This window comes from Paenibacillus sp. FSL K6-2859, from assembly GCF_038008265.1.
GTDB classification, from domain to species: domain Bacteria; phylum Bacillota; class Bacilli; order Paenibacillales; family Paenibacillaceae; genus Paenibacillus_AQ; species Paenibacillus_AQ nitricinens.
The window spans coordinates 1-25,130 of record NZ_JBBOYU010000002.1 but is presented as its reverse complement, the minus strand read 5'-3'; the positions used below and the strand labels follow the sequence as shown (position 1 = coordinate 25,130).

Sequence of the window (25,130 nt, the reverse complement as noted above, 5' to 3'; positions counted from 1 at the left end):
CGGTACTTTTGTTAAACCCATTAGCGGATTAAGAAGTGTAATCTGACTACAATTTGGAGGTGAGTCCCTCTTTGAGATGGGAAGGATTGGACTTAATAACGATCATGAATTTATTTATTCTTGCAGTGTTAATTGTATTGACAGCTTTTTTTGTAGCATCGGAATTTGCTGCCGTTAAAATCCGAATGTCACGGATAGAACAATTGATTGATGAAGGAAATAAAAAGGCTATTATTGCTAAAAAAGTCGTCGGTGATCTGGATTATTATCTATCCGCGTGTCAGCTCGGGATTACAGTTACAGCTCTAGGACTTGGAGCTATTGGCAAGCCCACAGTAGAACGTATTTTGTATCCGGTTTTCGATTTATTTAATTTATCCGAAGCGAGCGCTTCCGTAGCGTCCTATGCGATTGCATTTATTTTTGTTACCTTTCTACATGTGGTTGTCGGGGAGATGGCGCCGAAGACGCTTGCCATCCAGTTCGCCGAGAAGCTGACGCTGCTTCTCTCACCTCCGCTGTATTGGTTCGGCAAAATCATGCATCCTTTTATTGTGGCGTTGAATGGAACATCGCGGGTAATTCTTCGTCTGTTTGGAGTCAAACCTGTCGGGCATGAAGAGCATTACTCGGAAGAAGAAGTGCGGATCATTATGGCCCAAAGTTTCGAAGGCGGTGAGCTGAATGAAACTAAGCTGGAATATCAAAACCACTTCCTTAATCTTATCTCTTCTTCTGGCTCCCACAATCGTAGAAACAAAACCACCGTAGCTCCCACAGACTAGATAAATTCTACTCTCACTTTCAAAGGTCAATTTCTTTAAGGTAACAATGACAGCCTCTAAATTCTCTGCCTCTGTCATAACAGACTGAAAAAAAACGACTAAACTTTCTAAATACTTTATCACATCCTATTTTGCTTAATATCAAATCGGCAAAGAGACCAATTTCTTGTCTTCAGACACTTTCTAGGTTTTATAGTAGATGACAACATTATGATTTGTACTTTTCACCTTACTTCGAACATTAAAACAAAAAAGCATCACCTTAAGGAGATGCTTTAGATTAGCTTGGCGTCGATCTAGTCTCAAGTCCTTTCGCCAAGTACCACCGGCGGTGGAAGGCTAAAAAGGTCGTGTTCGGGATGGGTACGCGTGGAACCCCTCTGCTATGCCACCAAACATGCGTCTGTGAAACAGACCTGTCGCTAGAAATTGGGTTCATCACGGATGTTTAAATGAATTTCGGTGTGTACAGGCGTAATCACCTGAAAACTGAATCCTAAACAAATCTGTGTTTTATTTTTTGGATAAGCCATAGTGCGATTAGTATTGGTTGCTCCATGCATTGCCGCACTTCCACCTCCAAGCTATCTACCTCGTCGGTCTTCAAGGGGTCTTACCTGCTCGTAAGGAGTGACTCACGCTTAGAATGGTATGCTTATGAGGGTTAACTACGGTCCGATCGCTAGACAACAATTTGTAAATGCATTTACTAAGACTTATGTTAGAGGATGGATTTTGCAAAGTTTGCTTAGTTTTTTTGTAGCATTTAGAGACAAACTTGGTACACAAAAAAACAGATTAGACTTTGCTCTGCTTGCAGCCACATAATAAACTCGGTGGTCTTCTTTTGAAATCACATCAGGATTTAAAAGAAATCCCAATTCTCTCTTTTCTGAGTAATTTTGCTTATGCGGAAGAATATTCACTAATACATTCTCAAATTCATTTCCCTTTGCCTGATGTATGGTTCGATCTTTACCAACAATGTCTTGGCTTGATATTAATAAAGCGAGTTCTGAATACTTCTTATTTTTATAGAACTCCTCTATTTTTGTTGGAATTTCCCTTTTGGAAATAACAGGTATATTGATGCTTAGAGTCAAAATTTTCTCATATAGTTTTTGGATTGGTTGATCATTAAATTTGCTATAGTCAGTTAATAATTGCTGGATGATCTCCAATCCTTTTCTTTCATTGATTATTTGATTGGAAATCTTATTTATCTCCTGAATTGCTTTTTTAAAGTTGGAAAGGCGTGCATATTCTATTGCTTTAATAATGGGAACTATGATTTTTCTTCGTTCATTAGAGCTATCATTATTGGTGAAAATAGATTCGAGTGTTTCGGATCTGATATTGTCCGTATAATCTATCTTATCTCTTATAGAATTAGCCCTTTTATTAGAAAAAGAGAGTGTATAAAGTTCTTCTTCACTATTGAGATTGAGTGAATCTTCAATATATTTTACTGCGTTCAAGGGGTGCCCGATAAGAATAGTCGGCAAATTCCCTTGTTTATTATTAGGGCTTTTTTGAAAAATATTAGGTCGAATTGAATTTAACAAATCTATGATCTGTACTGTACTTCTATGGTTGTCTTCCATCTTGTAGTTTACATTGTTTTCTAGATTGAATTCCTCAAATTGTATAATATCAGAACCTTGAAAACTGTAAATTGATTGAGCTGAATCTCCAATAACTCCAATAATCGTTTCTTTTTCTGCAATCAGTTTTATGATTTTTGTTTGTATAGGAGATGTGTCTTGAAACTCATCAATAAAAATATATGGGAATTTAGAACGAATGACTCTTAAAACATCTGGATTTAAAATCATTATTTCCCATGATAGGGCTAGAATGTCTTCATAATGAAGGATTCCCTTTTCCCAAAACATCTGTTTGTATCTATACAGGTTTTCGTGCATGTCTGCTTTTCTGCCTTTGATGTGAAGCTTACAAACATTATCATTATCAATAAACCAAAAGGATTCCTTTGTTACTTCAACGTTAGATAGTCTGTATCTATATTCCAATCCACTTTGTTTAAAAAAACCTGATATTAAGTGTTCACTAGGTCCCTTAACTTTATGAATATTAATATTATGTTTCTTACTAACTAAAGATAAGAATGGCTTTACTACATGCAGAAATAAAAAACTATGAATAGTACATACTTCGACGTGATCATGCCCATTAGGGAGTCTTTTTAAAATAGTTTCTACGCCAGTATTAGTATAGGTAATACATGCTATTTTTTTATTTCGACCTAGTCGCTGAGATTGATGCAGTATATTCTGAATATGGTTTATTAGAAATCTTGTTTTACCAGCCCCGGGCCCTGCTACGACTTTAAAGTGAGTTTCAATTGGAATTGTAGAGTCGGCAGATATTAATTCGAAATCCATACGATCGCATCCTTTATGTATTGAGGAACTTGAAAAGGTATCTTATTAGCACTTTCTAAATTTTGATTCATATTGTATGCCAGTTCATAAGCATTCTCCCCCTTACTGACAGAGCTAAGGTATCTGGCAGCGAGAACATGTTCTTTTTTCTGAGTCCCAGTATTTTTATCAATACCATCGGTAATTCGTGCACGTAATCCTCCTCTTTTTCCTAGCCTTTCTAGAATAGACTCAAATGGTTTTTCAGTATTAAATAAATTAAATAAATCGACGAGTTCTTTATAATTTGTCATGTTTTTATTTAGAATTAAAGAACAACCAGGATTCTCAAAACATAAAGAATATTCGAAGGTTTTCCCTTGATCGATTTGCTGGGAAAAACAACGGATGTTATAAGGTTGAACTTGATATACTAACGAATTAGTACAAGAGGAGTATCTATATTTATCTGGATCTGTATACAATTCAAAAGGGAAGCATTTGGTATCATCATCCAAATTACTTTTATCCAAATCATCACTAAAACTTGTTGATATGTTTTTGAGTTCTATTCTCACAGGGTCTAAATCTGTAATACAAGCTACCTTTTTATGTAGAGTGAATTTTTGGTTTGTATCAAAAAGCTTGAGAAAGTGATCGAAATATCTTCCATTAACATTTATTACAGCTACGTGATCACCTTCTAAATCATGGCCAATATATTTAGCAAATATAGACATTGTTAATTGTTCTGCTAGTCCCTCAACAAAAATCACTGATTTTGCAAACAACATATCAGATTTAGTTGTATCCAAGAATCTTTCTATGTAAGCTTTACCTTTGGGATCGTTCTCAAAAATTCTTCCCAAATAGGCAATATTCAGTTGGTTTTTATCAGTTCGATGGAAGCACATTATTTCATCTAAAGAAACCGCTGAAGTTATGTTTGGTGAATGTGTTGTTATAATAATCTGTCTTGCTTTACTTTTACCATTTTCCCTAAGAAACTTTAAAAATTTATATTGCATTGCTGGATGTAAATGAGCTTCAGGTTCTTCAATTACTAAAATAGGAAATGTCTTAGCGTTACTTCCCAAATAATCACCGGAAGCATCTTTTTGCATCTTAGCAAGTAGCAAGGACATATAAATCAGATTATTATAACCCAAACCATTGTGAGTGGCAGGTATTGTTATTCCAGTTTCGTATTTCACAATTAATCTAAGAGCTGAATAAAGTTCAGAATCTAAAATATTCCCATCAAAATCAGGCACAGCATTACCAAAAGAAGCTCCTGTATCCTTGGCGTAACTTAACATCTCGATTTTTCCATGTTCCATTCGATCTTGTAGGGTTTTAATTAGAGCAGCTGCATTAACAGAAAAGTCTTTTTTTAATTTTTCGATTTCTTCTTGTTGTGTTTTCTTATCTTTATTTTTTTGGTCATTATTTTTTATTCCATAATCCATAAAAAAATCAATAACATCTCTTAATAGAGTGTTTTTTCCAGTAAATAAATCACGTTCAACATCACGAATTGCGTCTATGAACTGAAAATCAATTTTATTTAATGATTCTGTGTCAGCGAGTTGCTTTAGTAAAATATCCCCGCCGTATACATTAGACTTATACTTCCTTAAAAACTTATGTTTTATAAGGAGCCAGTAGTCTTCTATGTTTATCGAGCTTTCAGATTTCATCGCATTAATATATTCTTCTTCTTCTTTTTCTGGTAAATAAAAAGAGTAAGTCAACTTTGCTTGATAAGGCTCTTTTAACTCGATAAGCCAGTTCGCTACTGTGACTAAATCTTCTGAAAATTCATCTTCATTTTTGGATTCGGTAAATATCACTGAAATTGTTACTCTGGGGGAGTTTTTCTTAAGATCATCAACTGTGACTTCCTTGTTAAAATCATCCACACAGAGCCTTTTAGGTGAATTCACACTAAGAACTAGTTCTAAGGCTTTAAGTAAATTTGATTTGCCAGAATTGTTATGGCCTATAATTACATTCATACCCTCGTTAAAGTTTATAGATGTACTACTCTTAAAGTTTCGGAAGTTCTCGATAGAAATACTCGAAATATACATACTCATTCTCCTAATTATAAGATGATATTATGTTAAAAATTTATTCTATGTAGTAATGTAGGTGGAACAAAATCATTGATCCTCTATATCCAAATTCGTAAATGTAAATAATGTCCCATCTGTTAGCTTTCTATATTGCTGGTATTTCAGAATAAAACTACTTTAGATGTAGTTGATACTCCTAGATCTTTGTTTGGATCTATTAATCATTTCATGTTAGTTCCCTCTGATAGCATCTTCCATACTCAAACATTCTTCATTAAGGAAGAATATACCTCCTTTTTGTCGAACTTTAGTCCCATAAGGGAGGATCTTTATGTAGTTATAACAACAAAACATCGTCAGCAAAGTCTGACGATGTTTTTAGCGTGTCGAATTTCCACTATTTTTATCGAATGTAAATAAATGTTGTTGTAATATCAGAGTTTATAAAAATAAAGTACTAGTCTGGGGATGTCGATGGATTCAAAATTATGCAATATATAGTAGAATTACTAAAACAATAGTTGATTTAAGAGGAATCCCATTCACCTTCCCTTGGCAAGTGAGTGAAAAAAAATAACGACAGCAATAGCCAAATTAGCAATGCCGCCGTAGTTAATCACTTTTCTTTTATAGCGATACTAAGCAGTCCTTCATATATTATAAAAAATACAAATGTATTGTCTTGATTGCATTCTCGCCGGTCTACTTCGGTCCACATTATTAATCATACGTATACTCAATCATCGAAACCACTATAAAATAAATTATCAAATTACTGAAATAAAGAGTAAATCAACATCATTTAAAAGAAGTGCACTATAAAATTAGAGTTATGAATGTTCCATCTACAATAACAGAATCTTCACAAAGAGTATTTAAATCCTATTCCAAGTGAAAAACTTTATTCGCCCCTCCGATCGAGTAGGGAAATTTGTGTCATTACTCCTAACAAGTAGGTGGTTTTGTGTCATTCTCTAATCGAGTAGGGAAATTTGTGTCACAAATTTTCGACACAAAGTTCCCTACCAAATACCAAAAAAAACCGTGAAATCAAGGTTTATATGGTAGGGTAATTTGTGTCAGTCTACAGTTGAAGATCAGTCTTTCTTAGCTTTGCATTTCTTTTTGAATTTTCCTTGCATAGATCATTGGCATTTCTGAGGTGACATTTGAAATCATCTGATGAACTTGAGCCATATTTAATCCTGCTTTCATCAATTTCAAACCGAAACGATGTTTGAAGCCATTGGCTGTAAAATGAAAAACATTTCCAGACTCGTCTGTGATATTTGCTCTTTCTGCAAATCTATCTAGACTCCTTAAAAAGGATAGTTGTAGAATTTGTTTTCCAACTCCCTTATTCCCTTTATAACGTATAAATAATAATTTATTAGGGTGATCTTTTCCCAGTAATTCTTTTACTTTATTCCTATATGTTTTCATTAACTCTGCGAGATCCTTTTGAATAGGTACCATTGGAAATTCATATCTGGAGTTTTTTCTACCAGACCGTACCCAGTATTGATCATTAATTTCTATCAAACAATCTTGATTCGAGTTTAAGATGTCAATTAAACGGAATCCAGATGCTTCCATTAATAAAAGGATAGTTGCATACTGATCATCAAGAAGGTCAAGGTTTGCCAAAATCTGTTCCCAAACATAATCGGACACATGCTTATAATCCTCATCATTCTTCGGTTTAAGTTTTGGGCGATCTTCTTGATAAATCAATTTTCTGATTGGTACCCCTGGTGCTTCTACCCACTCATATCGTTGCAGATAATAAAGGAAATTCTCTAATCCACCAATCATACGCCAAATGAAATAATCAGTGGGCTTCTTTACTCTATAATTTGAGGATTTGTTTCCTTTCATTGGTGAGTTTTTGAGACTTTCAAAGTATTCACAAATATCATTTCGTGTAAGAGACTTAAGATCTACCCAGTGTGGATTTTTTAGCACAATGAATTTTATGAAGGGAACTAACGTCATAACCTCACTTCGAGCAGTAGAGAACTTTATTGAATCTTGAACAAACAAGCGATGCTGTATATATTTTTTGATAAGCTCTCTAAATGTAATATCTATTTTCTCAAAAGTCAGAAAGTATTCTGCTCTTGTCGTATTAAAAGGTATCCCAAGATTACGAACATCCCAACGATCTTTTGCTATTTCTTCGCGATATATCTCCATATTGGCTTCGTCTTTATTATGACCATATCGATTCATTGATGCCAGGATTTTATTTTTTTTCATCAGGATTCTCCTTTGTATGTAACTCACTATAATTTTAGTTTCGCCACATACTGAACCACGTATACTTGCATTTTGCCTATTAATCGTCAAAACCATCATGATTTCCACCTGTTGCCCTGACTCTCGAGATTTTTCGTCAAACGTTGGATTTCCCAAACAAATTCTAAAAATGAATGACATTCATCAATATATTCTCCAAGCTTGTCACATTTTGAATCGTAATTAATCAAACAAACTCCATAAAAGTTCGATAATATCCATGGCTATTCGGTATTTGAGATAACGATTGTTCTCATATCCGTGAACCTCCTTCAATTCTTAGAAGTCATCATTGATACCTCACTATAATTTTAGTTTCGCCACATACTGGTCCACATATATTTGCATTCTTTTCTTTGCTTCCTGGTTTTCGAATGACATCATTGAAACAGCTAAAGGAATATAAGAACGCATTCTAATCTCTCTTTTATTCAAACGATTACATTCATTTTTATCATATTCTTGGTGATCTTGTCCAATTTGACGATTGCTTCCTGGAATGAAACGAATGATGATTTGTTCCTGATAGTCTCTTTCAATAGCAAACGCAAAGTTCATACCTTCCTGAATTATTTTTTTCAAAGCTTCTCCCCTAGGAACTCGTATATTACTAGAACCCTCTTCTGCGAAGTTAAACCAATTGATAAAGAGTTGACTATACAAATATGCTGAAGCTTTATTAATAATCCATTTCAGAGGTTTGGTATCAGTTATCATCTCACGGGCGAGAGTATCCTTAGCTGCTATATATAGTTGCTTTAATTCTTCTTTATACAAGGGGGAAATTGCGTTAAAGTCATTTTTTTCTCTCCCTGTATTATTCAGTCCTTTTAAATGTCCATAAAAATAAGGTGACCCAAGAATCGATTGTCTCCAGAATATATAGGAATAAGCAGAAGGACAAATAGACGGGAAATCTGCCCCCTCTTCTTTTAAAAGTAACTGCAAACGCCTTATACAAAGTTTATGTAGGCAGAGTGATTTTTGGATTTTTTTATCAATTGCTTTAAAAATAAATCGATTCTCTATGAAAATTTCCTCGAAAAGAACTGACTCATCCATTATATTTCCAACTTGCTTCATATTACTAATTATAAATTCTTCTGCGAACTCTTTCTTTTTTAGGTTGTTTAAAACGTCGAAATCAATATGACTTGGGATATAAATTATTGGATCATTATTTATATCTCGATCAGTTTTGTTGATCCAATCGTATACACGATGATCATTAATAGTTAAGTTCTTAATCCATTGGTCCCAGTGTAGATTTGAATATTTGTGGCCGCACTTACAAGTAAAAGCTTTGTCCATAACAGTATCACTCAATAAAAAAGGTATCTTTACTTTACAAACGGGACATTCCTCAGCAAGCTTTACACTATGTATAGGACAGTTCTTAAACAAAGTAAACTGATGTAACAGGCTATGATAACCATGATTTAGGCAACTAGGGCACCATCGTAAATGTGGAGCAAACCAAGTTTGACTATTCCCTAAGTTTGGTCCAAGTGGACGAAGCAGTTCGTTCATTGTATGGTTCGTATGTGTATGTAAATTCACATTTAGGTACTTTTCTAATATCTTCTCATCAAAGCCCTTTAGCGTTAACAAATCTCTGTAATGGTTTCCAACATGCATATTCTTGATTGATTTTACTTCATCATTTCCAACAACCTTAAGAATGGTATATCTATTGATGACATTAGCATAACTAAATTTTTCGAAAATGGACCAAGCCGATTCGTATGGCCTGATCCATTCCTTCCTCCATATAGCAACCATATCGTTCCTCCCTCCTATGCCAATGCCATAAACACTTCGGATTCTATATATCCCGAATTATTTATTGCCTCTTTCCAGTGGTTAGTTGTCAACCATTCAACTTCTCTTCCTGTTGCTCCATTAAGCTTTAGTGCATTCTCTATGGAAAATATAAAATACTCCATAGGAATCTCCATTTTTTTGGATAAACCATGTTCCTTACGAATATCTTTAAAAATGTCAAAAACCTCTTTAGCACATTGTTTCAGTCGATATCCTTTACTAAATGCTTCAGGAAAAAAATAGCGAGTGTAGGTGTACCCGCTATTTTCTGGGTATTCCGATACTTCGTCGTAGCACATTAGGCAATGCTCAACTTCTTTCAAAGTGCGTATGCCAAAAAACTCATGCTCATTTGTCATAAATCGCCCAATGATTTGAGATTTTTTTGTTTCAAGGAAATATGTTCTTCGATCTATCAGCTCAGACTGACCAACACATATAACCGTCATACTGATTTTTTCACTATCCAAATCATTATAGATATCAATTAGCCAGTTATATTGAAGTTCAGTCAATCTTTGAGCTTCATCAATAACAAGCATAACCCTCCGAAGTTTTGATCTCTCTCCTTGCTCCAACATTAAATTAACAATTTGTTGTCGCATAGCGGTCGGACTTCGTTTCGCAGGGAATGAGAACTTAAAATCACTAAGGATGTCTCCAAAAAACTTTTCTTCAGTCGGTACTCGATAACTTTTGCACCTTGTTCTCAATATAGGAAAGTTCTCTCCTATCTGCGTTGGCAGATAATTTAATGCAAACTCAACAGATTTCGTTTTACCAATTCGTGGCCTTCCGTAGACAATCATTCCTGGTAAACGATTCATCACAACTCTTGTCAATCTTTCCATTAACCGTTTTACCTCCATAGTAGGAAGGATGTATCCGCCCATTTCAACTGGATGTGTACCCAGAGGCAGTTTTGGTCTTTCCATTTTTAGGCCTCCTAAAAATTGAAATGTAAGTAGGTTATTTAGAATTAATGGTCTTGTAATTTGCAAGAAACTCTTCCATCTTACCGGATTGTTGATCTTGGTTATCTCTTACGGTTTTTCTTGCTTTGTCCAGTGCTTCATTCACTTTAACTGCATGTTGTAATGCTGCATCCCGTTCTGAGACACCGTCCATAAAAGGAAAGGAATCTTTGATTACCTCTTCAAGTTGGGTTACCTTGTTGGCACTCTTCTTATTACCGCTCTTGGCTAAATTCATATTGTAACTGTAGTAAACAAAAATCGGATCATCCCACTGTGTAAGATGAATTAATCGGCGTATTACCAAGCGATTGATCGCCTTTCTAGTCTGTAAGGTGTGAGGTGAAATGGACCATTTCCCCGCTGCAGTAAGATATCCGATTTCACTACCATCAGAATGAAAAGCACGAATGGTACGAAGATCATCGACATTTACATGAAGGGAAATTTCTGAACCTATCAAGTGAGCGCTCTGTGAAAGACGATCACTTCGATATTCCACACCCTCAAATTGAATGTAAGGTCTCTTCCCTGATTTTAAGGAACCTCTTACCGTTCTTTTTATTGTGGTTTGAAGAAACAATAACCCGCTGCGGTTATTTTCATCAAGCTGTCGTGGAATCATTCCGTTCGCAAGCCGTTTACCTAATAACTCCAATGGCGATTGATGGTATATGCCACCATGAGGCGTTCCATTGTAATTAGAAATCAGTACATCGACCAGTTCTTTCAAATGTTCAAAGGTGATGTGATACTTTATCGCCATTTTCTCTGGATCGGTTCTTCTTGGATCTTTAGGATGACTTCCGCTAGTATTTGGTAGTCGATGAATCCCTGATTCCTCTAAGGTTTGAAAGAATCGTTCGATAATACCTCTTCTCATAGGTAAATCCACAGGACCTAGATTGGTTGTACATCCGAGCAATTGCCGTAATCGATCTTTTACTAAGCTAGCTAAATGAGACTTGGCATTATCAAAACAAATCACATCAAACACAGCCCATTGGGCCTCAGGGAAAATTTCAGATGGATATCCTCCATCACCATTATAGGTAAGGCCATCAATAGTGAGTTGTGGACGTACATGGGGCATAATGGCATCTCGAATGCACATCATAACATCACTCGCACTATATTCTTTATTTAAAGAAATGTATTTCCCTAGGACATTTCGTGTCGCGACATCAATTATCGTTAAAATCCAGAATCGTTCCAGGATTAATACAACAGTCTCCCCTTCAGGTGTCACTAACTCAACCGAGAAAACACCATCAATTCGATGTGCATCAAATTGAACTTGTTGATAAGGAGTACGGGTAATTGGATGATTTTGTTCCCCTCTACCACTATTTCTGGCTTTTTGTTCAGCATCATGACCATATCTCGAAGCTGCCTTACCAAAGTAATCTTGCCCCAATCGACGGAGGTAACGATATAGTGCACGGCTCCCTAGACGGTCTGTATTAAATGGATATTGACTTAATGGAATCATTTTCTCTTTGCATGCCTCTACAAATTTTTTGTGAATATGTAAGGGCTTCATAGCCGGTTCGAGTGACCTTCTTTTCCGGCCAAGGTACAAATCGTCGATCAATTCCTTAATATCAGGATATTTTTCAAGCAACAACTTAAATTCACCAGATTTTCGAGACGAATTTTGTTTTCGATCCATCATGTTTAAAGCATAGTTCTTTGTAGTTTTGTTTGGTATTAATGCTCGGAAACCCCAAGCTTCACCATTTGGGTCACGAGAGATACATCTAGTGATTATGCGACGTAAATTTCGAGGACTGACTTTCGTGATTTCATAAATCTTCATCTGGCTTGCTTCTCTTTTGAAATACAGCATTACAGCCTCTTTACGCTGTTGATAAATTAATAGATCATCTGCTTCCAAGGACGATTCATCGACTGTAGGCCAAAATTCAGGATTAATCTGATCAGTAAGAAGACCTTCCTTTTCAATCATTCGCATCGGTTTCAGCCCTCCATATCTCCGTACTCAAGCTCCAAAGTTGGTCATTAATATTCGTGAGAGTTTTACCTGTATAGGTTAACCAGTAACATGCAGCCATGACGTCGCCTAAGTTGTATTTCCCATTCATGTGCTCATGTAGAGAACCGATTGTTTGCTTAAACCTGGAGATATTTTTTAAAATATCTTCCGTTTTTTCTTTTGAATGTTGAGCTTTAACAGCTGAGAGCATCTTTAGTCGGTTTTCTAAACCTATTGGATGAACACGGATTATCTTATCAGTCATCAGTTTATGAGCTACACCTTCCTGTTCACACCATTCTTTCTGTGCCTGGATTTGTCGCATATTCCGTGTGTAATTAGGATGTGTAGGAACTAATTCATTTTCATATTTAACTTCAGTATATTCTTCCTCACCATTCGTATATTTGATCCACATATCAAAGATTGAAGTGTGTAACTTTCCATCGATTACAAAACTTATTTCTTTATGTTGTTCACAATAAATTTCTACCAGAGGATTAGTCTCCACTAGTAACCAATGATCAAACTCTAGGTCACTATAGAGAATGACTTCCCGCATCTCTACTTTAGGACCTTCAGAATTCCAATAATTATTACCGTATCTTTTGTTCCGAGGCACAGTTATAGGCACTCTCATATTTAACCCCCTTCTACGTTATTCTGAATATCCTTATTCCCTATAGTTTGGATTCCAAACCCACCACATAAATGTTTTTAGAAATATACTAATTAATTCTCTCTTTGGAAATACTATAGTTAGTAGATTAAGAGAGGAGTTAAAATAATGAATGAAGACTATTGGTACAAAATAATTGGGGGCAATATTCGTTCAAGTCGGGTGACACGTGGCATCACACAAAAAGATCTTGGTTTAAAACTTAATATTTCTAGACCATCAATTGCCAATATCGAGGCTGGGCGACAAAGAATTCAAGTCCACTTTTTATTTCAACTTGCAGAAGCATTAGACACTTCGATTCAAGACTTAATCAACATTTCATAATTTCTTTTTTGACTCTTTCAATCTCTTTTTCAAAGAATTAATCGCATCATGATATAGTTGTTTCATCTCAGGGTTAACATTCCTTGAGGGTTCAATAATGTTTGCATAGGTTATTGAATCAATGTCAAACAACATAATTTCTGTCAAGTCACAAGGGTTGAAAAAAATCGGTATTTCCCACTGACCCTCTATTTGAGCGGTTTTAAACCAATGGAATTTTAACATTGTAGCGTTGGTATAAATCTTCCCGTTAAACTCTAATCCATTCTTCGAGACAGTGGCTAGTCCCAATATAATTGTTAAATTCAATTTACTCATCACCCTCACCTCTTTTGCATTTTACCCATTGCTCTCCAAAACATCAGCTTGAAAGGAATGGTCTTCATTTTCCCTATCTAGTTGATGTACTCAATAATCACTATAACCATTTAACATAAAATAATACGTATACATATCATTTTAATATTATGATATGTATATATACGTGTATCCCATCAGCTCCATTGTTTACACTTACATATAGAGGTGTAATCATGGAAACTTCAATAATCCAGAAAATTGGACAACGAATCCGAGATATTCGAAAGCAAAAAGGATTGTCGCAAGAGCAACTTGCTGAGAAGGCTGGCTTTCACTTTTCATATATTGGTGGAGTTGAAAGAGCTGAAAAAAACATAACATTAGTAAATTTACTGAAAATCGCCGATGCTCTTGAAGTTCAGATTATTGATTTGTTCGTATATACTAAACATCAAAGGTCCGTTTTAAATGAGAAGGACGCTTTGTTAAATCAATTAATGGACACGCTAGTATCTTTGAAAAAGAGTGATCTACGGAAGGTTCATGTATTGCTAAATGAATTTTTCGAAAAATGAACGATATCAATAAAACAAATAAACCGCAATCCTATAAATGGAGAAGCGGTTTATTTGTTTAATTAATGGGAATGACTTTTTACTAGCAACTTTAGGAGGTGCTCCCATGCATACGATATGGAAAGGTGCTATCAGTTTTGGATTAGTTCACATACCGGTTAAATTATATGCTGCCACGGAGGAGAAAGAGATTGCTCTTCATCTTCTCCACAAAAGCTGCCATGGCACAATCAAAAACCAGCGTTATTGCCCCACATGTCAAAGCTCAGTTGAACCGGAAGATCTAATTAAAGGCTATCCACTTGATACAAATCAATATGTAACATTCGAAAAAAATGAGCTAGATCAAATTCAAGAAGATGCTAGCAAGCAGATACGGATTATTGATTTTGTGAAGGAAGAACAAGTGGATTTAATGTTTACTCAGAAGGTTTATTTTCTTGGACCTGATAATCACGGGAGTAATGCATACTATTTACTTCTTAAGGCCCTTGAGGCATCGAAAAGACTGGCGATCGCCAAATTCACGCTTCGTTCTAGCACAAAATTATGTATACTGAAACCTATTGATGGAACTTGTATTCAATTGGCCACCATGTACTACGCGAATGAAATTAGACCATCTGAGAATGTTCCCAACATCCCCAACAACATTTCAGTCGATCCCAATCAGTTGAAGTTAGCCTTACAGATCGTTAAGGGCATGTCAGGGACTTCAGATTTAGCTTCTTATACCAATCCGGAGCAAGAAAGATTACTGGCCGCTATCCAGTCTAAAATTGCCGGCCAAAACATTGTTTTGAAGCCCGTTCAAGAAACTAATGTTGTCGTTGATCTATTAGAAGCGCTTCAAGAAAGCGTTAAAATGAACAAAGGAAAGAAAAAGGTAGCATCAACTAAGGAAAGTGGACGCGGTACCCCTAAAGAAAAGTTAGGATAGCGACTACAAACTAAAAAATACAAATAGCTAAGAACTTGCCTAGATCGCGATGTTCTTAGCTATTTACATGTCTTCCTTGTTCCTCGGGAACATTGGAGAAAGTGAATAAATGTTGCTTCATTAATCTTCCCTTTTTGTATAAGAGGGTAGCTCTTTCACTAAGCATGAAAAGAAGGCAAATCGCTTCCTATGCGTCATTTACCTGTAATAAACTATCTCCACTTCCATCTCGTAAGCCCAAACTTCGTATTCATTCGTTGATTGATGGATTTATCTCCATCCGATGTATGGGTTAAGAAGGTGGGAAATGAGTTAGGAAAGCTGTAGCCGAAGTCTCCATTGGTCAAATCATGATCGTCAAACCAGGAGAGAAAATTCCATTGGATGGCGAAGTCGTTTCCAGGGATTCCAGTGTGAACCAAGCCCCCCATTACTGGAAAATCCTTGCCCGTGAAAAAGCGACCGAGCGGATTCCCTTCCGTTAAGGGTTCATGTTTTATCAAAAGCGATAACATGCAAAGCTCCAGCAATCTCTAGGAATGCTCCACCTTTGATTAGAATCATTGCGGGCTGCGTTGCTAATGGGCATGAGCGGTGTTCAATCGGCTCGCGTTATCTACAGCACAGCTGTCCAATGACACAATGTTGCCTACATAAATGACACAAAGTTACCTACATTGTTATCAATTACATCAGAATATCGTCTTCCTTCTCTTTTCGTAAGAATTGTTGCTGAATAGATGACAAGCGACTAACTCTTGTCAAGGCTCCGAATGAATGTAGTGACATTGCCCAAACAACAGGCTCCTTGGGGATTATTGACCTCACATCCACAACGATTAGCTTGAACTTGTTCTCGTATATGGTCAATTGGATGCTGATTTTCCTGAACAGCTTGTATTAAGCGTTCTCTTGTCCATCCAAAGCAGTAGCAAACAGGTACATCCAATGCATCGTCTTTTTGGAATACCGATACTTTGAGCATATCTTTGCCAAAGGTCTGCACATCGCTAAAATATACAACTTCACAAGATGAATTAGTGCAAAAAGAGTAAGGTAATTCAGGGTTGATGGTTTCTAATGCGGTTGGTTGAAGCATAGCCTTGAGTGTAATCAATTGAATACTTTTACCCTTTTGATGACAAGTAGGACATTGTAAAGGTGTTGTTGGCTTCTCAACGGATGTTTGACAACAGTTATCCATTTTTTATCACTCCCACTATAAATTAATATTTTCTCTTGTTTGCTCATTCGTTCTTAGATTTTCAGCCATTGACTTGTTGAGAGATGGAGAAGTCATGTAAGGATGACAATATTTTCTGGTGAAGCCGGTGGCGGGAATAGAGATTGGGGAACTTTGTCCCCAGCCCATGGATACTTCCTGTGATCGCACTTTGGATATCCACACCTTCTTTTGACGGCTTACCCTCTGACTTGCTTTTTTTCTTTCCGGAACTGTTCTCTTTGAGGTTCAGTCCGGCCAGCCGAATAATCTGCTGTCTATACTCGTAACCGCTTAGATCCCCCACTTCCGCAAGAAATCCCGCCAACGTAACTACAGCCACGCCGGCACGGTAAGCATCTCCCCAGTGCCCGGAATTTGTCACAGTAAACGCTCAACTTCAGCCAGAATCTCTTCGAGCTGTCTGGCGAGGGTGTTTGGAAACGACTTTAAAGGTTCTTCACTTGAATTTGTGATGGAAGCGATATGCAAACAAAAGCAAGTTTTCAAAGGAGCAGCTCACGCTTTTTATTGGAAACCAAAGCTTGGAATCCCCGATATTTATGAAAATGATGAACATCAACTTGCGTTTGGACATTTTTTAAAACAGATTTCTCAGACCCATGAAGAAAAAGATATCCTTGATGAGATTAACCACTTGGACAATCTAGGTATTAAAGGTTTAGGTCCCGCATCAGCTAACATCTTATATTTCCTTCACCCCACCTTGTTTCCACCCTTCAATACAGCGATTTTAAACGGCTATAACCTTCTATTTGGCCGTAACATCAAATTAGGTTCATGGTCTGCATATTTGGATATGCGGCAAGACCTAATTCAATTGAACCAAAGCTATCGCTCACTTCTCTCTATAGATCTGGGGGCTGTTGCCGGTTTAATGTTTCATATAGGATCAGACCGACATAAACTCAATTCTTAGTTAAGAAATTAATTAGATTTTGATAATCAGCAAAAGAGATAGCTCATAAGCACAAGTCGCTTAGGGCTATCTCTTTATTTGCTATTTGGTAAGGCTTAAAAGTTGTTTTTCCAGCCGTTCGTTCTCCACCGTTAACTCATTAAAATCTTGATGAAGTGTCCAATCCATCATAGATTGGTTTGACCGAGAGTCAGTACCATGGCTTCCTTTCATTCCAATCATCATATATATCATCATCAGCGGACAAATCAACAACAGCAATAAAGACCAATCCATTTGTATTCCTCCTATTTAAGTTGTTTTCTTTTTATATTTATATTCTAGTAAACTTATATGTGGATATAATGTTGAAAGAATGTGCATTCTATGTATTTATTGATAATCAAAAAAATGACCCACTCACTGTTCTTAAGGGAAGGATATGACTAATAATTATAGATTACATAAACTGATAGTTTCCTTTAGCTCGTCAACAGATTTCAGGATAGACTCGGAGGCTTTATTGATGATGTTAAGAGAATGCACTTGCGATTCCGATCAAATGAAGCTAGGAACACAAGCAGAAACTCTCCTGCAATTAGATGGACACGAGTAAACAAATAGCACGAGAAAGACTCCTAACTGCCGCTACTGGGGCGGCGGCATTGTGTACTTCTACATTAAATTCTCTGATCGTTTGAGGATCGGTGTTCATTTGGAAAGAATGAGCTCTTCTTTCGATGTCTTCAAAAATAGCTTGGTAATGATTAGCTTCATTGATCAATTGAGTATCTTCGCATCTGAAGCCTAATCGAAGGAACAAAGAGTGTTCTTTCATAATTCGCGACCAAAAACGAATTTCATCTAGTGACCGGGCCACAAAGGCGTCTGACAAATAAATCCCTCCACCCATTCTGTTAATAACTAATGTTACTTACACAACCCCTAAGATTTACTCATTTCCAAAAATATATGGCGCTTGCTTGTTCCATTATGCTCAAGATTATTTGTCTTTTTTCTTTTTTGTCTTGTATTTGTTCTCTACGAATTTTGAACATTTTGGGCGTATTAACCATAATATGGTGGGAACACATTCAAAGGAGGCTAAAGAGTATGTATCCTTATTGGGGATTTAGATATTCCACACAAGGTATACCTTATATTATTCCAAATCAAGTACCAACTTTTCTAACAAGACGGGTTGTTACTATGGGAACAACATGTTGTATGGACCAGAATGGCTATCATTAGTATTATTTTTAATTTACCTGACACCGATTTTGTTTTAACACGTCTCCTCCAAAACGCACCGATATGGGGAATTCACTCAAACCCTTCTATGGAGACAGTACAGCGAAAACATACAGTAATCTGATCAAAGAGCACTTAACAATCGCTGCGGATCTTGTAAAAGCAGCAAAGGCTGGCGATAAAAAATCCGCGGCAGATGCAGAGAAAAGATGGTACTCTAACGCAGACGAGATCGTGGAATTTCTAAGCCGCATTAATCCATATTTATCGAAAGAAGAATTCAGGAAAATGTTCTATGAACATCTGGCATTAACTAAATCAGAAGCGCTGTCGATTCTGAATCAAGATTACAAGTCTGGTATTCAGGTGTTTGACAAAATTGAGAGGGAAGCCTTAGAAATGGCGGATGCAATTACTGACGGAGTGATAAAACAATTTCCACAATTGTTTTGAAATGATAAGATACTATCCCGGCAAAAAGCCTTCAATTCTTTCTCCTCTTAGGAGAGGAAAAAATGAGGGCTTTTTTTGGGCCAATTAATGTATTAGATTACGGTAATTTTAAATCGGAATCGGCAGTGGGCTAACCTATTTGAATTTTAATTATATACCTGAGGTGTTTCTGCTGAACCATAACGCCGCGAAGCTGGCGGGATTGCCTGTACGGAAGTTGCTGAATACTGTATTCAAGCAAAGAAAAGCTACTCCATCACATCTATCCTTGCTGGCATAGAGCGTACCGGAAATCATTAGACAGGGTAATTGTAACAGAGTATGCACTACCGGGGAGAATCGGAGCCTAAATTAAGTAGCATAATTTAACGTCAAAGTTAAATTTACCAGCATTTTAATCACAGCGGGTCATCAGTCACATCATAAGGATAAGGATGATCTACCCCACCTTTACTCCAAAAGTCCAAATTCATTCATTTAAAATACTATTCTGAACACCATTTTATCTGCTCCGCTCTATTCTTCTCATGTAGGATGATTAACTGATTCAACACGAATATCCGCTGAACAATATCTTGCCGCTAAGCCATTATGCGTCGCGAGAATTAATAACACCTTTATGAAACCCTTTTTCGATTCCTGACGATACAATACTCTCCATCGCCTCACATACTACTTCACATGGCCACAATCCATTTTCCCCAACGGGAGTCTTGGAGAGTAATTGGCCAATACTCTGATCGCCACTCTCAGCACGAGCGAACTGGCGGCATAGGCGACGAACTTCAGAAATCCACTTATCAAGCGCGACAGCATCGATTTTTCCATTTTCATCAGTTCCAGGAATCTTAGTTATCTGATCGAGTAGGTGACGAGCAGCTGAAGCCATGACTGCCCGCTGTTCGGGGTTACACTAACTGCTGTTATAGCATTTCCAATTTGGAGTGAAACCGTAGGTGTTCTTATCAGTAGTGGAAGTATGCTGGAAGAAAAGTTAGCTATGGCCCTGGCATTACTAATAGTTTCGTTCTCTATAACATTTTTAATTTCTTCAGTAAAGATAGCACTTGAATCAATTCTATTGATGCACTCAAGTGTTTGTTAATTGACACAAACCTCCTTCGAACGCACTCAAAGGAAAGTACGCTCACTCGTAGCAAATGGAACTTTCCAACCATGACTTCAAATCCTTGCTTCTTTGCCTCAGTTTCGCTATGTCAAACGGATGCAATTTCGGGAATAGTTTGTGTAAACTCATAAAATTCTTATATATGGAATTTATTCAACAAGGAAGTGGCTAAAGATGCTCGTTTTCAATTTCTTTTTGAATTTCCTTGATAATTGAGTTTTATTTTTATTGACATAAAGAGATCATAAAAGTTATCATATCCCTTAATGAGAATGAGAATGAGAATGAGAATCATTATAATTTCAGGGGGATGTTTTGGTATGATGAATATTGGTATGATGAATAGAAAGTTTTTAGTTCCATTGCTTACAGGAATCTTGACTGTCGGACTGTTGGCAGGCTGCGGCGCCAACAAGACCAATGAAACAAGCGCCGTTAACTCGGGGGAGAACCAGCCAACTGCAACTGCACAGGCTGCTGAGCAAGTAGTAAATGTTTATTCCGCTCGCAGTTATGACGTAGACGCCCTGCTGTATGAAAAATTCACTGCGGAAAGCGGAATCAAAGTAAATCTTATCGATGGCAAAGCAGAGGAATTGATTGAGCGTCTTAAGCGTGAAGGAGAAAGCACACAGGCTGACTTGTTCCTTACCGTTGACGGAGGCGTATTGAACAATGCCAAGCAGTCCGGATTGCTTCAGCCGGTAACTTCGGAAACCATCGATCAAAACGTACCTCAAGAACTTCGTGATCCCGACAATGAGTGGATCGGACTTTCCACACGCGCCCGTGTGATTGTATACGCTAAGGATCGGGTTAAACCCGAACAACTGTCCACCTACGAGGATCTGACAAACCCTGCTTGGAAAGGTAAAGTACTTGTCCGTCCTTCCTCAAGCTTGTATAACCAGTCCCTTCTGTCGTCATTCATTGAACTGAACGGAGAGGTGAACGCTGAAGAGTGGTCCAAAGGACTTGTTGCCAACTTGGCCCGTACTCCTGAAGGAAACGACCGTGACCAGGCGAAAGCTATCGTTGCCGGTGTGGGCGATGTTGCGATTATGAATACTTACTATGTAGGTCTGCTGCTGAACTCGGATGATCCTGAAGAAGTGAAGGTCGGGCAAAACATCGGTGTATTCTTCCCGAACCAGGAAACAACAGGCGCTCATGTAAATATCAGCGGCGCAGGAGTAATCAAACACAGCAAGAATACGGAAAATGCCTTGAAGCTCATTGAATTCCTGACCGGCGTAGAAGCGCAGACCATGGTTACCAATGAAAACTATGAGTTCCCGGTAAATGCAAAAACAGAGCTGCCTGAACTGCTCAAAACCTGGGGAACTTTCAAAGCGCAGCAAATCGATTTCAACAAACTGGGCGTTCACAATGCCAAGGCGATTGAGATCATGAACAAAACAGGCTGGAAATAACATATGCATCTAAACGCAGTTAAGGTAAAGTTAAAAAGACGCCTTAGCGTTTGGCGGATCGTAAGCTTAGCGGGGGCAGCAGTCATTTTGCTGCCCATTTTTTTCGTATTCCTCTCGATCTTTGATCCGCCGAACGAAAACTGGGTGCAAATCAGGCAGTATCTGGTCAAGGATTATATTTCCCAGACGGTTCAGCTGACAATGACGGTTGCCGTACTTACAGGACTGCTCGGTGTCACGCTAGCCTGGCTAGTAGCGGTGTTTGATTTTCCGGGGAAACGGTTCTTCAGGTGGGCACTGGTCCTGCCTTTGGCGATTCCTCCTTATATTGCCGCATTTACGTACAGCACGATGTTCAGCTACACCGGTGTTGTCCAGACCACTCTTCGGAACCGGCTCGGGATCGTCCCCGATCAGGAACTTATTACGTTTTCTTCAATGCGGGGCGCGGTTATTGTATTCACCTTGTTTCTGTTCCCTTACGTATACCTGATCACCAAATCGTTCCTGGAAAAACAGAGCGCTTCTTATATTGAGAACGCCCGGCTGCTTGGAAGAAATGGCTGGTCCATTTATATCCGTATCGCCCTTCCATTATCCCGGCCGGCCATTGCAGGTAGCGTCAGTCTGGTCATGTTCGAGGTGCTGAGCGATTACGGAGTCACCAGCTATTTCGGAATACAGACCGTGTCTACGGCAATTTTTCAGACCTGGTTCGGGATGTACGATGCCGATTCGGCCATGCGCCTTGCCGCCTGGCTGATGATTATTGTGCTAGGCCTGTTCTTTGTCGAAATGCTGCTTCGCAAACGGCGGGCTTACAGCTCTACAACCAGCAAATCGAGACCGCTTGTGCCAAGACGACTTACCGGATTGCCGGGAATATCGGCAGCCGTGTTTTGTATGATTGTCTGGTGTGCATCTTTCCTGTTTCCGCTTCTTCAATTGATCGAATGGGCCAGTTGGACCTTCGACACCATGTGGAATGGGGACTTTGTCCATCTTGTCTATCAGACCTTGTCCGTGGCTGCTGTTTCCACACTGATTATTATGGTGTTTGCGCTGATTGTAGCCGCTGCGAATCGTTCGCGTTCTACAGCTTCATTTTTTCTCTCCAAAGCGGTAACCGCCGGCTACTCCATTCCTGGAGCGATTATTGCCATCGGCGTGCTGGTCGTGTTCCTGCAGTTGGATAAAGGTTGGGCCGCTGTTCATCATCAGTTTGCATTAAACGGAACACCTCTGGTGCTCAGTTTAACCCTGGCCATGCTGGTTATGGGCTATGTGATCCGGTTTATGGCTACAGGATTCAATGCTGTGGAAGTCGGATTTGAGAAAACGGGACAGAAATTTACGGAAGCATCCAGGATGCTGGGGCTTGGGATGACGAAAACATTTATTAAAGTGGATCTGCCTTTGATCAAGGGGGCGGTAATGAGCGGTTGTATCTTAACCTTTGTGGAAATCTGCAAGGAACTTCCGCTTGCTTTGATACTCAGACCTTTCAATTTCGAGACCCTGGCTACAAAAGCTTACCGGTACGCGAACGACGAACAAATTTTCGAAGCATCCATCCCGTCTCTGCTTATTATCTTCATCAGCTTCATCTCGGTTTATGTAATGCATCGCTTAGACAGGAAGTGGGAAAAATGAGTATTGTAGAAATCCATAATCTTTCGTTCTCTTACGGACGGGGGATTCCCCCGGTTATCGAACGGTTCTCCTGCTCCATTGAAAAAGGGGATATTGTCGGCATTGTCGGCGCAAGCGGCAACGGAAAAAGCACGCTGCTGCGGCTGATCGCGGGCCTGGAGATTCCGGCTGGAGGGGAAATCCGGATTAACGGCGCTCCTGTGGTCAATGAAAGTACCTTTGTACAGCCGGAGCAACGGGGTGTCGGGATGGTATTCCAGGATTACGCGCTTTTTCCTCATATGAATGTCCGGAAAAATATCGAGTTCGCCCTTCACCGGCTTCCGAGAAAAGAGCGGGCCAAGCGTCTGGAGGAAATGCTTGACCTTGTCCAGCTTGGCGAATTCAAGGAACGTTATCCCCATGAGCTCAGCGGCGGGCAGCAGCAACGGGTGGCGCTCGCTCGGGCGCTGGCGCAGAAGCCGACGATTCTGCTGATGGACGAACCTTTCAGCAACCTCGATGCGGGGCTAAAGGAATCGATCCGTTCCGAGCTGCGGACGATCTTAAAGAAAGCGGAGATGACCTGCCTGTTTGTTACCCATGACCGGCAGGACGTCGAAGCAATAAGTGACCGCTCGATACATCTAAGATCAGAGCCAGATTTAACTGAGCGGAAATTAGTTTTTTATTCATAAAACATTCGCAACATTCAATGGCCTGTATTTACCCTGCATACACTACCATCGTCGCTTATTTACGACTTTTTCAAAAAAAATGTTTACGGTAATAGGAACAAGCTCTTGTCCATTCTTGGCAATGGGTACAAGTTCTTGTCCCGAGCAAAGGACAAGAACTTGTACCCATAAAATCAGGACCACCCGTCCAACGGGTGGTTTGCTCTTGGGGTATAACCCCCTGTTGCCAAACTGCGCCTAAAGACGCTAGCCTGACCACACATTTGTTCAGGCTCAGTGTAATTTATCATTTTCACTTACCCGTTAAACGGGCTTATTTCTTTTTGTTCCTTTTGTCACTGAATGGATCTTCGTATTCTTTTACACTCAATTTATCTATGGCTTGGTCATGTGCTTCTTGTTCACGAATGTATTTGGCTACGGTGGCTTCATTTAAACCCACGGTGCTTACATAGTACTCTTCCGCCCAAAATTTTCGATTCCCATACTTATAATTTAGCCCAGCATGCTTCTCAAAGATCATGAGCGAACTTTTCCCCTTCAGATATCCCATGAACGTGGACACGGCGATCTTTCGGCGGTATCGCTACCAGCATGTGTACGTGATCTGGCATCATGTGAGTGACCCTCTATGATCTCGACCCCTTGTATTTACATAAACGCTTGAAGATTTCGATCAAATCTTTCCTCACTTGATTATATATTTCTTTCCGTCTATACTTCGGGGTGAACACGATATGGTATTTGCATATCCACTTCGTGTGAGCTAGACTATAGCTCTTGATTGCCATCTATGACCATTCCTTTCCTTTGAGCCTGAACATCTCAATTCTATCGGAATGGTCTTGGTGGTCAAACCCTCGTTCCCTCCACCCGCATAGCGGGCGGTTTTTTGTTTCGTGCGTTTCACGCACTCAACTGGCTTAAGCCATAATAAAAAATCCGCGCCCTGCGCGGATTTCAAAAGGTATATGTTCTTGTCCTCTTACAACATTTGGTTATCATATCTTCGATATCTTCAGCTGCTATGTGATCGATCTAAACTGCAGGATCATTCGTCGTAAGGTATACTAACTCCTTGGCTAAATCAACAAAATTCCCTCCCTAATCGAGAGGATTAGATGTTATGAATTTGCAAAATGCAACGATACGAATGTTTCATATCCTTATGGTGAACAACACACTTTTGATTTAGCCATAGAATCATTAAGCAACTGAATAGAACGAATAACA

20 protein-coding genes, 1 rRNA gene and 5 pseudogenes are annotated in these 25,130 nt (G+C 38.6%); 10 read left to right on the top strand and 16 right to left on the bottom strand.

Features of this window, described 5'->3' with window-relative positions; all coding sequences use genetic code 11:
* Positions 1 to 86: 86 nt before the first annotated feature.
* A pseudogene (locus MHB64_RS30655) lies at positions 87 to 713 on the top strand (hemolysin family protein); the annotation flags it as partial.
* A gap of 355 nt (positions 714 to 1,068) precedes the next feature.
* Here MHB64_RS30655 and rrf read toward each other — a convergent pair.
* The 8 genes from rrf to MHB64_RS30620 form a co-directional block, all read right to left on the bottom strand.
* Positions 1,069 to 1,181 (bottom strand): 5S ribosomal RNA (gene rrf / locus MHB64_RS33970).
* Positions 1,182 to 1,501: 320 nt separating this feature from the next.
* Positions 1,502 to 3,190 carry a UvrD-helicase domain-containing protein gene (locus MHB64_RS30650; RefSeq protein ID WP_094875818.1) on the bottom strand — a complete coding sequence of 563 codons (1,689 nt, stop codon included), beginning with the start codon at positions 3,188 to 3,190 and terminating at the stop codon, positions 1,502 to 1,504.
* A complete protein-coding gene (locus tag MHB64_RS30645) occupies positions 3,175 to 5,262 on the bottom strand; it encodes an ATP-dependent nuclease (RefSeq protein WP_094873092.1) in 2,088 nt (695 codons plus the stop codon). Before MHB64_RS30645 ends, MHB64_RS30650 begins: the two co-directional genes overlap by 16 nt.
* A 1,092-nt stretch (positions 5,263 to 6,354) precedes the next feature.
* Complete coding sequence (locus MHB64_RS30640) at positions 6,355 to 7,506, bottom strand: tyrosine-type recombinase/integrase (RefSeq protein WP_179281707.1); 1,152 nt, start codon at positions 7,504 to 7,506, stop codon at positions 6,355 to 6,357.
* Between the two features lie 342 nt (positions 7,507 to 7,848).
* A complete protein-coding gene (locus MHB64_RS30635; RefSeq protein WP_094873095.1) occupies positions 7,849 to 9,327 on the bottom strand; it encodes a TniQ family protein in 1,479 nt (492 codons plus the stop codon).
* Between the two features lie 14 nt (positions 9,328 to 9,341).
* Positions 9,342 to 10,304, bottom strand: coding sequence for an AAA family ATPase (locus tag MHB64_RS30630; RefSeq protein WP_094873097.1), 963 nt, complete (start codon positions 10,302 to 10,304; stop codon positions 9,342 to 9,344).
* Positions 10,305 to 10,338: 34 nt separating this feature from the next.
* Complete coding sequence (locus tag MHB64_RS30625) at positions 10,339 to 12,318, bottom strand: hypothetical protein (protein WP_094873098.1); 1,980 nt, start codon at positions 12,316 to 12,318, stop codon at positions 10,339 to 10,341.
* Positions 12,305 to 12,979 carry a TnsA endonuclease N-terminal domain-containing protein gene (locus tag MHB64_RS30620; RefSeq protein WP_094873100.1) on the bottom strand — a complete coding sequence of 225 codons (675 nt, stop codon included), beginning with the start codon at positions 12,977 to 12,979 and terminating at the stop codon, positions 12,305 to 12,307. Before MHB64_RS30620 ends, MHB64_RS30625 begins: the two co-directional genes overlap by 14 nt.
* Positions 12,980 to 13,126: 147 nt before the next feature.
* On the opposite strand from MHB64_RS30620, the gene MHB64_RS30615 reads away from it, so the two are divergent.
* Positions 13,127 to 13,345: a helix-turn-helix domain-containing protein gene (locus MHB64_RS30615; protein ID WP_094873101.1), complete on the top strand. Its 219-nt coding sequence runs from the start codon at positions 13,127 to 13,129 to the stop codon at positions 13,343 to 13,345.
* Here the strand turns inward: MHB64_RS30615 and MHB64_RS30610 are convergent.
* Complete coding sequence (locus tag MHB64_RS30610) at positions 13,340 to 13,663, bottom strand: hypothetical protein (protein ID WP_094873103.1); 324 nt, start codon at positions 13,661 to 13,663, stop codon at positions 13,340 to 13,342. The genes MHB64_RS30615 and MHB64_RS30610 overlap by 6 nt on opposite strands.
* Positions 13,664 to 13,878: 215 nt before the next feature.
* Between MHB64_RS30610 and MHB64_RS30605 the strand changes: the two genes are divergently transcribed.
* Positions 13,879 to 14,220 (top strand): helix-turn-helix domain-containing protein, encoded by a 342-nt coding sequence (locus MHB64_RS30605; protein WP_094873104.1) that lies wholly within the window; start codon positions 13,879 to 13,881, stop codon positions 14,218 to 14,220.
* Positions 14,221 to 14,326: 106 nt separating this feature from the next.
* Positions 14,327 to 15,160 (top strand): non-homologous end joining protein Ku, encoded by an 834-nt coding sequence (gene ku / locus MHB64_RS30600; protein ID WP_179281708.1) that lies wholly within the window; start codon positions 14,327 to 14,329, stop codon positions 15,158 to 15,160.
* 212 nt (positions 15,161 to 15,372) lie between these two features.
* Here the strand turns inward: ku and MHB64_RS30595 are convergent, their stop codons facing one another.
* The 3 genes and pseudogenes from MHB64_RS30595 to MHB64_RS33965 form a co-directional block, all read right to left on the bottom strand.
* Complete coding sequence (locus tag MHB64_RS30595) at positions 15,373 to 15,675, bottom strand: hypothetical protein (RefSeq protein WP_280788238.1); 303 nt, start codon at positions 15,673 to 15,675, stop codon at positions 15,373 to 15,375.
* A 236-nt stretch (positions 15,676 to 15,911) separates the two neighbouring features.
* Positions 15,912 to 16,364 carry a putative iron-sulfur cluster-binding metallochaperone gene (locus MHB64_RS30590; RefSeq protein ID WP_094873107.1) on the bottom strand — a complete coding sequence of 151 codons (453 nt, stop codon included), beginning with the start codon at positions 16,362 to 16,364 and terminating at the stop codon, positions 15,912 to 15,914.
* 226 nt (positions 16,365 to 16,590) lie between these two features.
* Positions 16,591 to 16,811, bottom strand: a pseudogene (locus tag MHB64_RS33965) (transposase); the annotation flags it as partial.
* Between the two features lie 4 nt (positions 16,812 to 16,815).
* Between MHB64_RS33965 and MHB64_RS30580 the strand changes: the two are divergent.
* Entirely contained in the window at positions 16,816 to 17,322 is a 507-nt protein-coding gene (locus MHB64_RS30580) for a hypothetical protein (protein ID WP_256989973.1), read from the top strand.
* Between the two features lie 81 nt (positions 17,323 to 17,403).
* On the opposite strand, the gene MHB64_RS30575 is transcribed toward MHB64_RS30580, so the two are convergent.
* Both MHB64_RS30575 and MHB64_RS30570 read right to left on the bottom strand, forming a co-directional pair.
* Complete coding sequence (locus tag MHB64_RS30575) at positions 17,404 to 17,598, bottom strand: DUF2933 domain-containing protein (protein WP_094873110.1); 195 nt, start codon at positions 17,596 to 17,598, stop codon at positions 17,404 to 17,406.
* Positions 17,599 to 17,938: 340 nt separating this feature from the next.
* Positions 17,939 to 18,214: pseudogene (locus tag MHB64_RS30570) on the bottom strand (DUF2935 domain-containing protein); the annotation flags it as partial.
* Between the two features lie 294 nt (positions 18,215 to 18,508).
* On the opposite strand from MHB64_RS30570, the pseudogene MHB64_RS30565 reads away from it, so the two are divergent.
* Positions 18,509 to 19,005, top strand: a pseudogene (locus tag MHB64_RS30565) (acetylglutamate kinase); the annotation flags it as partial.
* Between the two features lie 139 nt (positions 19,006 to 19,144).
* Complete coding sequence (locus tag MHB64_RS30560) at positions 19,145 to 19,285, top strand: hypothetical protein (RefSeq protein WP_341136144.1); 141 nt, start codon at positions 19,145 to 19,147, stop codon at positions 19,283 to 19,285.
* A 309-nt stretch (positions 19,286 to 19,594) separates the two neighbouring features.
* Here MHB64_RS30560 and MHB64_RS30555 read toward each other — a convergent pair whose 3' ends face one another.
* Positions 19,595 to 19,894, bottom strand: coding sequence for a hypothetical protein (locus MHB64_RS30555; RefSeq protein WP_094873112.1), 300 nt, complete (start codon positions 19,892 to 19,894; stop codon positions 19,595 to 19,597).
* Between the two features lie 575 nt (positions 19,895 to 20,469).
* Here MHB64_RS30555 and MHB64_RS30550 point away from each other — a divergent pair.
* The 3 genes from MHB64_RS30550 to MHB64_RS30540 are packed head-to-tail and all read left to right on the top strand — an operon-like array spanning position 20,470 to position 23,897.
* Entirely contained in the window at positions 20,470 to 21,567 is a 1,098-nt protein-coding gene (locus MHB64_RS30550) for a Fe(3+) ABC transporter substrate-binding protein (protein ID WP_094873149.1), read from the top strand.
* A gap of 3 nt (positions 21,568 to 21,570) precedes the next feature.
* Positions 21,571 to 23,220 (top strand): ABC transporter permease, encoded by a 1,650-nt coding sequence (locus tag MHB64_RS30545; RefSeq protein WP_094873114.1) that lies wholly within the window; start codon positions 21,571 to 21,573, stop codon positions 23,218 to 23,220.
* The gene (locus MHB64_RS30540) at positions 23,217 to 23,897 is read left to right on the top strand and encodes an ABC transporter ATP-binding protein (RefSeq protein ID WP_038592528.1); all 681 of its coding nucleotides are present in this window, start codon (positions 23,217 to 23,219) and stop codon (positions 23,895 to 23,897) included. The genes MHB64_RS30545 and MHB64_RS30540 overlap by 4 nt, the downstream gene beginning before the upstream one ends.
* A gap of 313 nt (positions 23,898 to 24,210) precedes the next feature.
* Here MHB64_RS30540 and tnpA read toward each other — a convergent pair.
* A pseudogene (gene tnpA, locus MHB64_RS30535) lies at positions 24,211 to 24,688 on the bottom strand (IS200/IS605 family transposase).
* Positions 24,689 to 25,130 lie beyond the last annotated feature (442 nt).